Annotated in this window: 8 protein-coding genes, 2 pseudogenes and 1 other annotated feature; of the genes and pseudogenes, 8 read left to right on the top strand and 2 right to left on the bottom strand. The window is 51.9% G+C overall.

The window, feature by feature from the left end; translation table 11 throughout:
* Window positions 1-212 (bottom strand): annotated as a pseudogene (locus tag V8L71_RS19845) (transposase); the annotation flags it as partial.
* 899 nt (window positions 213-1,111) lie between these two features.
* Here V8L71_RS19845 and V8L71_RS19840 point away from each other — a divergent pair.
* From V8L71_RS19840 to V8L71_RS19805, 8 genes and pseudogenes are all read left to right on the top strand, one after another.
* On the top strand, window positions 1,112-1,318 hold the full coding sequence (locus V8L71_RS19840; RefSeq protein ID WP_035586996.1) for a DUF2933 domain-containing protein: 207 nt from the start codon (window positions 1,112-1,114) through the stop codon (window positions 1,316-1,318).
* Between the two features lie 40 nt (window positions 1,319-1,358).
* Window positions 1,359-1,703, top strand: a complete 345-nt coding sequence (locus V8L71_RS19835) for a hypothetical protein (protein WP_022522184.1) — start codon at window positions 1,359-1,361, stop codon at window positions 1,701-1,703.
* A 220-nt stretch (window positions 1,704-1,923) separates the two neighbouring features.
* Window positions 1,924-3,261 (top strand): APC family permease, encoded by a 1,338-nt coding sequence (locus V8L71_RS19830; protein ID WP_008958468.1) that lies wholly within the window; start codon window positions 1,924-1,926, stop codon window positions 3,259-3,261.
* Window positions 3,262-3,288: 27 nt separating this feature from the next.
* Complete coding sequence (locus V8L71_RS19825; protein ID WP_008958467.1) at window positions 3,289-3,747, top strand: hypothetical protein; 459 nt, start codon at window positions 3,289-3,291, stop codon at window positions 3,745-3,747.
* Window positions 3,740-6,052 carry a heavy metal translocating P-type ATPase gene (locus tag V8L71_RS19820; RefSeq protein WP_008958466.1) on the top strand — a complete coding sequence of 771 codons (2,313 nt, stop codon included), beginning with the start codon at window positions 3,740-3,742 and terminating at the stop codon, window positions 6,050-6,052. The genes V8L71_RS19825 and V8L71_RS19820 overlap by 8 nt, the downstream gene beginning before the upstream one ends.
* An 87-nt stretch (window positions 6,053-6,139) precedes the next feature.
* Entirely contained in the window at window positions 6,140-6,877 is a 738-nt protein-coding gene (locus V8L71_RS19815) for a Mu transposase C-terminal domain-containing protein (RefSeq protein WP_336275231.1), read from the top strand.
* A gap of 12 nt (window positions 6,878-6,889) precedes the next feature.
* Window positions 6,890-8,105 (top strand): annotated as a pseudogene (locus V8L71_RS19810) (IS3 family transposase).
* Window positions 7,165-7,281, top strand: a sequence feature (AL1L pseudoknot). It overlaps the preceding pseudogene by 117 nt.
* A 137-nt stretch (window positions 8,106-8,242) precedes the next feature.
* A complete protein-coding gene (locus V8L71_RS19805; protein ID WP_290697555.1) occupies window positions 8,243-8,779 on the top strand; it encodes an outer membrane beta-barrel protein in 537 nt (178 codons plus the stop codon).
* A 57-nt stretch (window positions 8,780-8,836) separates the two neighbouring features.
* Here V8L71_RS19805 and V8L71_RS19800 read toward each other — a convergent pair whose 3' ends face one another.
* Window positions 8,837-10,582, bottom strand: a complete 1,746-nt coding sequence (locus V8L71_RS19800) for a methyl-accepting chemotaxis protein (RefSeq protein WP_431313198.1) — start codon at window positions 10,580-10,582, stop codon at window positions 8,837-8,839.
* Between the last annotated feature and the right edge of the window lie 172 nt (window positions 10,583-10,754).

Raw genomic sequence — 10,754 nt, 5'->3', positions numbered from 1 at the left:
GCTGACGAACCAAAGTGTCGAGCTTATGACGAACCTGTTCCGGTGCGCGGGGATCATGAAGCACGGCGGCCAAGCGGCGTGTCAGGCGATGCTGTTTATCGACTTCACGAAGCAGGAGTAATCCGGCGTCCGACGTAATGTGGCCCCCCGGAGAAGTCGGCTTCAATTTGGCGGCGTGAGAGTGGCGAGAAGGTCAGCTTTTCAGGTACCATTTTGGAAGCGGCTGTTGGTGCTTGATGGATTGGTTAGATTCTTGAAATCATAGCACTTTCAGCCGCTTCCTTTTATACCCTGTGAGAAATCCAGGTTAGGTGAACGTAAACCTGCTGACTTCGCGATAAGAGATTGACGCGTTTACAGAGCAGGAACATGTCGATACGATTTCCCAGGGATATCTGGGCTATGAACGTATTGGCGGCTATGAAGAGCTTCATGAGCACCTGGGAGTTAGCGTTTCAGACCCTAATGCGACCACCTATCGCCCTGTGCTGGCAATTTTTGCCACTGCGTTACTCATCGATTTTTCTGCCAGTTGGGAGGTTCAGTGCATAATATTCACTGCACGCGTGCTAGAGTATGCCGTAGCCACAGCGATCATACCCCCGGGTCTGCAAAAGCTGCAGGGCGTAGCGAGCTTTAGCGCCATGTTTCTCAACTATGACCTGCACGCCCAGCGCCAAGTCCCCTTCAGTTACGTTTACCTTCACGCCTAGATACTTCCGAAGCTACTAATTGCTGGCCGATACGCTTATCTGGCTGGCTGCGCCACTGGCGCTATTCGTTGGCACCGTGTGACAGGTTCTGTCTTTAAAGCGATATACCTCGATAAACGTGAGCTCAAGTGCGCCTGTGTCGGCAACAGTAATACCCATTAAGCTTTGTATCGCTCACCGAAAACCTAATGATGATGGGAATGAGGCTATGGATACCGCTTGGGTAATTATCGCCTACTTTTTGCGAGGCGCTTGATCAGGATCATATTTCCCTCCGATGCTGTTCAGGTTGCGTTCAGACAAATCATCCATGCTGTTATTGGGGTTATTTATTTGATTTTTCCCAAACCAACGGCCTTAACTGCTGTTGGCTCTTTGGGCGAGTTACTGAGGTGATTATGAGTAACAGTACAAGTAGTCGTTTGCTGATGTTGTGGGTGCCACTTGCTGGGTTTGTCATTTGGGCGGGATACCTGATTGGAACCGAGCACCGTCTCCACCTATTTCAGTTCTTACCTTTCCTCTTTTTGGCAGCATGCCCACTGATGCATATTTTCATGCATAAACACCACGGCGGTCATAAGGACAAAATAGACAAGGACTGAACCACTCTATATATACATGTACGCGCCTGGGAGAAAGACCATGAAAACGACACAACAAGAGCACCGCTTGGGTGTTTCCAAAAACACACTGGTGACTCGGAATTTAAAAATCAAGCCTAGTAAATCCAAACGCATTGAAGAAGCGCTGTCAGATATCGACCGACTCTATGGAATGGATAAGGTGGTCTACAACGAGAAAAACCGAAATATCAGCCTTGCTTACGATGCGCTGAGGCTCTGCATCGATGACGTTGAAAAAATTCTCAAGCTCCATGACATACAGGTCAGCGCTGATCGGTGGAACCGCTTTAAGAAGGAGTATTACCGTTTCGTCGATCAGAACGTTAAAGACAACGCTAAACAGGAACCTTGGAGCTGTCATTAATAGTCATAACGGCTACATGACACAACCAGGAGCAAGACTAGCTAGTTTAGGGTAAGAGCTGCTTGCCTGTGGCCTCGCAAAATCAGACCTTCCGTTAGTCATTTGCCATGTGGCTGCACATAGGTTCTATTTTTAATTTATATAGCATCAAAAAACACCGCACAGGAGTCCTCGGCAGTTATTGCTGCTGTGGTTGCCGTTAATACAAGGAGTCGCTTTCATGGTTGGGCAGGATAGAACGCCACAATATAAAGAAAACAGTCTTTCGTTGGTCGGTGCCGTTGCATTAGGCACCGGCGTGATGATTGGGGCCGGTATTTTTGCGCTAACCGGCCAAATGGCCGAAATGACTGGTCGGCTATTTCCTCTAGCCTTTCTGGCCGCTGCCGTCATTGTCTCTTTCAGCGCTTATTCTTACGTTAAAATGTCCAATACCTTCCCATCAGCAGGTGGGATTGGCATGTATTTACAGAAAGCGTATGGCCCGACGCTTCCCACCGCCTTTCATGCCCTCCTGATGTATTTTTCCATGGTGATCGCACAGAGTTTTTTGGCGAGAACGTTTGGTTCCTACACGCTTGAGTTGTTTGACCTGGGGGATCGTTCACTATTTGTGCCCCTACTCGGGGTTGGTTTACTGCTAATAGCCTTTTTGATCAATTTATCCGCCAACCGCTTGATCGAGACCGTCGCCTCGGTGCTCGGATTTATCAAAATAGGTGGCATTATAGTGTTTGGTATTGTCGGCGTGTTTATTGCCGACTCCATCGAAATGGGTGCTGGCAACGATGCACCTACGCCTACGATAACGGGCTTTTTAGGTGCTACGGCGCTCGGCATACTGGCATTTAAAGGCTTCACGACGATTACCAATAGTGGTTCGGAGCTTAAAGATCCTAAGCGGAATCTTGGCAAAGCTATCACGATCTCGATTGCGCTATGCGTGGTGATCTATGCCCTTGTCGGTTTTGCCGTTGCCAGCAACCTATCTTTGCCTGAAATTATCGAAACCCAAGACTACTCCCTGGCCGCCGCTGCCCGTCCCGCACTGGGTGAAGCGGCAGTTGCGTTTACCGTCATTCTCGCCATGTTGGCAACGGCGGGCGGTATCATCGCCAGCGTCTTTGCCGTTTCACGCATGCTCGCCATGCTGACAGAAATGAAGCTGGTTCCTCACCGCCATTTCCACATGCCCGGCAGTGTACAAAAGCATACACTGGTGTACACTATCGTATTTGGCTTAGTGCTCACCGCTTTTTTTGACCTGAGCCGCATCGCAGCATTAGGCATCATTTTCTACCTGATCATGGATATGGCCATCCACTGGGGTGTGCTTCGTCATCTCAAGGACAGAGTGGGGGCTAATCCTGTTATTCCTAGCATTGCCATACTACTAGATGCTGTCGTGTTAATCGGCTTTTTATGGGTAAAAGCCATCTCGGACCCCATGGTGCTCATCGTTGCTGGCGTAGTAATGGCTACTCTTTTACTCGGCGAATGGATTTTCCTATCCAAACGCGACGCTTCAAACGATAGCGAGCACTCTCACACTCATTAACGTTAATAGCGTTATAGGAGGTACCAAATGGACGTTAGAACCTTTGGTGAATTGATCGATTGGACCCGTCAGTTACACGAGCATCTTGCAGCTTGCCTTGCTCATTGCGCCGATATACACGAAGAAGAGCGCGCTCGCATGTTGCTCAATTACTTAGCTGCACAGGAAGCGGAAATGCAGCGCGTTGTGGCGCGCTTTGAACAGACTGCTGACGCGAAAGCATTAAAAACCTACGTTTATGACTATTTGGAGCATAAACCTATCCGTACGCATCGTACCTGCGATGCGCCCTATTCCACGCTAAGTGTTGACGACATTTGCCGAGAGGTTTTTGATTTCCATGAACAAACGATAAACCTTTATCGAACCCTCGTTGGCAAAGCGGAAATTCCTGAGGCTAAAGAGCTCTTAGATTCCCTTTTAGCACTTGAAGAGCACGAAGCCATGCGCCTTGTTCGCCAAACGGGGAGAATGAACGATGTCTGAAGACCATAACGAGACAAAGGTGAAAGACCCTGTTTGTGGCATGGACGTTGATCCCCATACCTCCCGCCACCGTGCCGATCACGCGGGTAAGACTTGGTACTTCTGCTCAGAAAAGTGTCAGGAAAAGTTTATTGCCAAGCCTGATGCGTATCTTGAGCCAAGCAAACAGTCACAAGCGTCAGTACCCTCGGGGTCTATTTATACTTGCCCGATGCACCCAGAAGTTCGACGAGAAGGCCCAGGCGACTGTCCAATCTGTGGCATGGCGCTGGAACCTGAGACCGTCTCTGCTGACACCGGCCCTTCGGACGAACTCAAGGACATGACCAGGCGTTTCTGGATCGGCCTAGTACTGACCCTCCCCGTGTTTGCCCTAGAAATGGGTGGCCACGTGTTTGGCCTTATGCATTTTATTTCCCAGCAAACCTCTAACTGGATTCAACTGCTGCTGGCAACGCCGGTAGTCGTCTGGGCAGGTTGGCCATTCTTTGTACGCGGATGGCGTTCGCTAGTGCATCGCAGCCTTAATATGTTCACGCTAATCGCGATCGGTACCGGCACCGCGTTGCTCTACAGTTTGCTGGCCACCCTCACACCGGGCATCTTTCCCGACGCCTTCCGTCAAGCCGATGGTTCGGTGGCCGTTTATTTCGAAGCAGCGGCAGTGATTGTCGTTTTAGTTTTACTGGGACAAGTATTAGAGCTACGCGCTCGTGAAAAAACCTCTGGCGCTATTCGTGCTCTGCTCGACTTGGCGCCTGCTACCGCTCGACGCCTTGATGATCAGGGCAATGAGGAAGATATCTCTCTTGACCAGGTTCAGGTAGGGGATCGTCTCCGGGTGCGCCCCGGCGATAAGGTGCCATTAGATGGCGAAGTGATGGAAGGTCGCTCCAACGTTGACGAATCCATGGTTACCGGTGAACCACTAGCGGTGAAAAAGGAAGTCGGCGATGGCGTCATTGGCGGCAGCATCAATGGTCAAGGATCCTTTGTCATGCGCGCTGACAAGGTGGGCCAGGACACGATGCTGTCGCAGATTGTGCAAATGGTCGCCAGCGCCCAGCGCAGCCGCGCACCCATTCAAGGGCTTGCCGACAAAGTCGCCAGCATCTTTGTACCCGTCGTTATTCTCATTGCTGTTGTGGCTTTCATCGCCTGGTCATTGTGGGGCCCTACCCCGCCGATGGCGTTTGGCCTTATTGCGGCGGTTAGTGTTCTGATCATTGCCTGCCCGTGCGCGCTAGGTCTTGCTACCCCCATGTCAATTATGGTCGGTGTAGGGCGCGGTGCCCAGTTAGGCGTGTTGATTCGCGATGCCGAAGCTCTTGAACGTCTAGAGAAGGTCGACACCGTCGTCGTCGACAAAACCGGCACGCTTACCGAAGGCAAACCACGAGTGACCGAGTTGATTCTCACTGAAGGCATTGCTGAATCGGAGCTTTTGCGCTTGGCAGCTAGTCTTGAGCGAGGCAGCGAGCACCCCTTGGCCCATGCAATAGTCGAAAAGGCTAAAGAGGCAGAGGTAAAATTAACAGAAGCGTTGGACTTCGAGGCTCCCAATGGCATGGGCGTTATAGGCCAGATAGATGGCAAGCGTATTGCCCTGGGCAACCGGCTATTGATGGAAAGCGAGGGCGTTAACACCCAGTCTCAAGACACACATGCCGATCAATTGCGCAGCGACGGTGCTACTGTCATCTTTGCGAGCATCGACGGGAATTTAGCTGGGCTGCTCGCCATTGCCGATCCGGTCAAGGAAACCACCGAAGAAGCCATTCGTTCACTCCAGGCTGACGGCATTCGAGTGGTGATGCTGACAGGCGATAATCGCACCTCCGCCAACGCTGTGGCACGTCGGCTAGGCATTGATGAGGTCGAAGCTGAAGTGCTTCCAGAGGATAAAGGCCGAGTGATTCAGCGTCTCCGTGATGAAGGGCGCATTGTTGTCATGGCCGGCGACGGCGTGAACGATGCACCTGCGCTGGCTACAGCGGATGTCGGCATTGCCATGGGAACCGGCACCGATGTGGCGATAGAAAGCGCTGGGGTTACTCTACTGCGAGGAGATCTTACCGGTATTGCCACGGCGCATAAGCTCTCAAAAGCCACCATGCGTAATATTCGCCAAAATCTCTTTTTTGCCTTTGCTTACAACGCGGCAGGCATCCCCATTGCCGCAGGGATTTTGTACCCCTTCACAGGTATGCTGTTATCACCGATTATCGCGGCGGCGGCGATGTCACTCTCTTCAGTGAGCGTGATTGGCAATGCTTTACGACTTAGGATGATTGCTATTAAGTAACAATATCGGCGCTCATGCCTAGCCTATGGAATCAATCTTGAATTTCGGCCTGTTAAGCAGCCTCGTTACGGTGGCCACATCGAGCGGTTGCTGGGCTCTCTTCTCAAAGAGATCCATAACCTGCCTGGGACGACCTTTTCCTCCATTAAAGAGAAAGAGGGGTACGATCCAGAGAAGCACGCGGCCATGACGAAAAGCGAGTTTGAAGAGTGGCTGGTGACGTTGATTTGTAAGGTTTACCACCAGCGTCTTCATTCTGGGATTGGTATGTCACCGATGCGGAAATGGGAAGTCGGTGTGTTTGGCAATGCCGATGTGCAGGGAGTGGGCTTAGCGCCACGGCCTGCTGATAGACTTTCTGTACTGCTCGATTTTTTGCCCAGCTTTCAGCGCACGATCCAGACTTTTGGTGTGACCATCGATGGCATGAACTATTACGATGAGGCGCTCAGGCCATGGATCAATGCCAAAGATCCAGACACGCCGAACAAGAAACGCACCTTTGTGTTTCGGCGTGACCCTCGTGACATTAGCGTCATTTGGTTCAAAGACCCGGAGCTCGGGCAGTATTTTCGTGTGCCCTTTGCCAATCTCGCTCTCCCCTCAATGAGTGTTTGGGAGCATGCCCAGGCCAAAGCACGCCTTCGCCAGGAAGGCAGGAGTTCGGTCAATGAGTCTGAAATTCTACGCGCTATTAGTGAACTGCGAACCCATGTGGAGGAGTCGCAAGCACGTACCAAGCGAAGTCGCCGTCAGGCACAACGACGTAAAGAGCATGAGAAAAAGGTGAACCGCCCCGGCTTTACCGGAGACTCCATATCTTGAGAGGATGGAGTTATGAACTCCCCAAAACGATATTCCCCAGAAGTCCCGGAGCGAGCTGTTCGATTAGTCCTTGAACAGCAAGGCGAATACCCGTCCAAGTGGGCGGCGATCTGCTCCATTGCCAGCAAGTTCGGCTGCACACCAGAGACTTTGAGAGCCTGGTGCAAACGCACAGAACTCACGCAGGAAGACAGCTCGGTTAACCTGTCTGAACATGAACGACTCAAGTAGTTAGAGCGTGAAAACATCGAATTGAAGCGTGCCAATGAAATTCTCCGTAAGGCGGCTGCTTTTTTCGCCCAGGCGGAGCTCGACCGCAAACCCAATTGATGGTGTCATTTATCGACGAGCATCGTGCTCAGTTCGGGGTCGAGTCGATTTGTAGTCAACTGCCAATCGCCCCATCGACGTATTACCACCACAAGGCACTTGAAGCTGATCCTGAACGGCGGGCAGACCGGTATCGGCAGGATGCGTTTCTTACCGCTAGATTCAGCTCGTGTGGGAAGAAAACTTCTGCGTCTACGGTGCCCGTAAGGTCTGGCGGCAACTCCTCCGTGAAGGCGTTAATGTTGCCCGCTGCACTGTAGAACGGCTCATGCGCCGCCTAGGAATTCGCGGCGTGGTGCGAGGCCAACGCCCCTTCACGACCCTCAGTGATCCCGGCCAGAAACGGGCACCTGATTTAGTGAAACGTGACTTTACGGCCATGCGTCCTAATCAGCTTTGGGTGGCCTATTTTACCTATGTCGCTACCTGGTCTGGCTTCGTTTACGTTGCGTTCGTTATCGATGTTTATGCACGCTGTATCGTGGGTTGGCGTGTAGCGACGTCGATGAGAACGACACTGGTGCTGGACGCTCTGGAGCAAGCTCTCTGGGCACGAAAACACAGACAAGGGTTGATCCATCATAGTGATAGGGGAAGCCAATATCTCTCGATCCGCTACACCGAGCGTATGGCTGACGAGGGTATCCATGCCTCAGTCGGCACCACCGGCGACTCCTACGACAATGCGCTGGCTGAAACCATCATCAGCTTGTTCAAAACGGAGGTGATCCATCATCGTGGCCCATGGAGGGGACTGGATGCCGTTGAGTATGCCACGCTGGAGTGGGTTGACTGGTTCAACAATCGCCGACTGCTGGAACCCATCGGAAACGTTCCACCAGCAGAACGAGAAAGGACGTATTATCGTCAACTGGAAGAGTCGGGTGCAGCTGCCTGACTCAAACAAACCAGTCTCCAGAATAACCGGGGCGGTTCAAAAGAGTCGCCCTGCCCGATACGCTATTCCAGCGTTGTACAAGTAAACATGCAGTCCTATGCTTCTTTTGGGGTTACTACATAGGGCAGGGGCAGGCCATGAACAAAAAGAAAATTATGGGCGCACTTTTATTGACGCTGGGTATGACAGGCGATGCCCTCGCAGAGAGTGGCTTCTATGGTGGGGCGAGCATCGGTCAGTCAACCATCGATGCCTGTGGCGGTGTCACCAATTGCGACGACACAGATACCAGCTGGAAAATCTTCGGCGGCTGGGAGTTGAATTCGAACATCGCCTTCGAGGCTGCCTGGGTAGATTTTGGTGAGGTCAGTGGGTCTGTAGACGGTTCGGCAGTTAGCGCCGAAGCGGACGGCTGGACGGTTGCTGCGAAAGGCATTTTGCCGCTCAACGAGCAGTTCGGCGTATTCGGCAAATTTGGCGTGATCATGTGGGATATTAAAGGGGGCGGTGCTGCTGCCGGTATTAACGACGATGGTACCGACCTGATGTATGGCCTTGGCGCTCACTACATGTTCACTGACCAGCTCGGCATTGTGAGCGAGTGGGAGTGGTATGATATTGACAATGATAATGACATTGATCTGTTTTCCATCGGGGCAATGTACAAGTTCTAGGCTGCTCGATCACGTACCCAGCAAGAGGGGGAGTTACCTCCCCCTTCTTTGCTCACCTTAGCTGATGTGCTGCTTATCAACGGATAAAGTGTTACCTGATTGTTTTGACCCGCGAGCGGTATTAGAGAGTGAATCGGCGACTTTATATTTGCTAATGCGGGCGGACATTTCTTCGGCCTGCTCATCAAGCGAGCGACTGGCAGCCGCCACTTCTTCGACAAGCGCGGCATTTTGCTGAGTCACCTCTTCTAGTTGACTCATGGCGCGATTAATCTGCTCAACACCGGCTGATTGCTCGTGGGTCGCTGATGCCATTTCTTCCATCAGGCGGGCCACCTTTTGCACACGCTCCGAAATAGTCGTTAAGGAGTTGTTGGTGGATGTCACTAGCTCCTCACCCTCATTAATAGTGGCGATATTATTTTCAATCAGCTGGCGTATTTGGCTGGCCTCCTCAGCACTGCGACTAGCAAGCTTACGCACTTCGCTAGCGACGACAGCAAATCCTCGACCATGCTCCCCTGCACGTGCGGCCTCTACAGAAGCATTCAGGGCTAATAAATTGGTTTGGAAAGCAATATTATCAATCGCTGCAATAATCGTCGTAATCTGGTCACTAGATGAATGGATGTTTTGCATGGCTTGTTGTGCTTGCTGGGCAATGGCTGCAGCACCTTCCGCTTCCGTAGCCACATCATGCGTCATGCGTTGCGCTTCATGGGCATTGTCAGCCGTTTGGCGCACGGTGGCGGTTATTTCTTCAAGGCTTGACGCTGTCTGTACTAATGACGCCGATTGCTCTTCGGTACGTTGTGCCAAATCCTGATTACCTTGGGCAATTTCACCACTGGCCAATTCTACTGACTGTGCGTTGCGCTTGATCTCTCCAATTAATGCTTCTGTATCTTGTGACGCATCATTGAACGCATGATAAAGCTTAGACAGTTCGTCTGTTCCAGGCACGGTAAGCCGTTGGGTTAAGTCATTGCCTCGTGTAGAGATATTCTTTAACGCCGCGGTTAAAGGACGCGTCAGCGTAAGGACAATCATAGCGGCGGCCGCCACAGCAAACAGTGTGGCTAAGACCGCAATAATCATGAAGCGCCAGAGGGCAAGCTGTGCATCACGTTGCAACGCAGCCGTTGTGGTAATGACTTGTTGCGACACGTTGTCTTCGAGGTTTTTTAGACGGCTGATTTTGACCGTTTGCCACTCAAACCACTCGTTAGGGTCTACGTTATACCCCCCTACATCGTATTGCTGAATAGCAAGCTCTCGTCTCTCAATTAAGCGTTCAATTTCCTGGCCACTCAAAGCGTCCGTAAGCTGGCGTCGTTGATCTGCGCCAGCAAAGGCGCGAAAGCCTGTTAAAAAGGCCGCTTCTTCCCCTATCAGTGTTAAATAGCGATTGAGCATCTCAAACGACATACCATCTGCACCAAATGCTGCAGAGAGGATAGCGCGTTCAATGCCGGCCAAATCCTTGGCGTGTAAAAGGTTGAAATAAGCAGCCAGCTGTCGGCTGATCTCCCCTTCGCGGGTTTGCTGAGCAAGCGATCCAATTAACCCCATGAGCTGCTGGTTGATGACTGTATAGTGGCTCAATGCGGCATTGACCTCGATAGAGAGTTGATCTATTTCTCGGCGTAAGCTGGCTGTTCGCTGCCACTGACGCTCCAGTTGGTCAAGCTGTTCATTAGCCGCTGTACTTAAAACGCCAACCGCCAGGCTTCGACGCTGTTCAATAAATCCTGAATCCGTGAGACCGGCCCCCAGGAATGCTTCTAACCTACTGAACTGCATGGCAATATAGCGAATATCGCCATTCACCCAGACAGTGCCATGCCCAACGTCAAGTTCCGCGCCAGTCGCCGCACCCTCACCAGCCACGCCGGGCTGTCCATCATCGGGCAATGCTTCGAGATCGCTGGCGTCGACAGCATCGACAGCCGCTTCCCCACCACGCTGGGCATGC

The sequence above is a fragment of the Vreelandella indica genome (genome assembly GCF_037070225.1).
Classification (GTDB): Bacteria; Pseudomonadota; Gammaproteobacteria; order Pseudomonadales; family Halomonadaceae; genus Vreelandella; species Vreelandella arctica.
The sequence above is the reverse complement of the archived record's forward strand: the minus strand, read 5'-3'. Positions and strand labels throughout refer to the sequence as shown.

Coding starts and splice junctions, on each gene's coding strand:
- V8L71_RS19820 (WP_008958466.1), top strand. CDS start 3,740: ATGTCTGAAGACCATAACGAGACAAAGGTGAAAGACCCTGTTTGTGGC.
- V8L71_RS19825 (WP_008958467.1), top strand. CDS start 3,289: ATGGACGTTAGAACCTTTGGTGAATTGATCGATTGGACCCGTCAGTTA.
- V8L71_RS19800 (WP_431313198.1), bottom strand. CDS start 10,582: ATGCAGTTCAGTAGGTTAGAAGCATTCCTGGGGGCCGGTCTCACGGAT.
- V8L71_RS19835 (WP_022522184.1), top strand. CDS start 1,359: ATGAAAACGACACAACAAGAGCACCGCTTGGGTGTTTCCAAAAACACA.
- V8L71_RS19840 (WP_035586996.1), top strand. CDS start 1,112: ATGAGTAACAGTACAAGTAGTCGTTTGCTGATGTTGTGGGTGCCACTT.
- V8L71_RS19805 (WP_290697555.1), top strand. CDS start 8,243: ATGAACAAAAAGAAAATTATGGGCGCACTTTTATTGACGCTGGGTATG.
- V8L71_RS19830 (WP_008958468.1), top strand. CDS start 1,924: ATGGTTGGGCAGGATAGAACGCCACAATATAAAGAAAACAGTCTTTCG.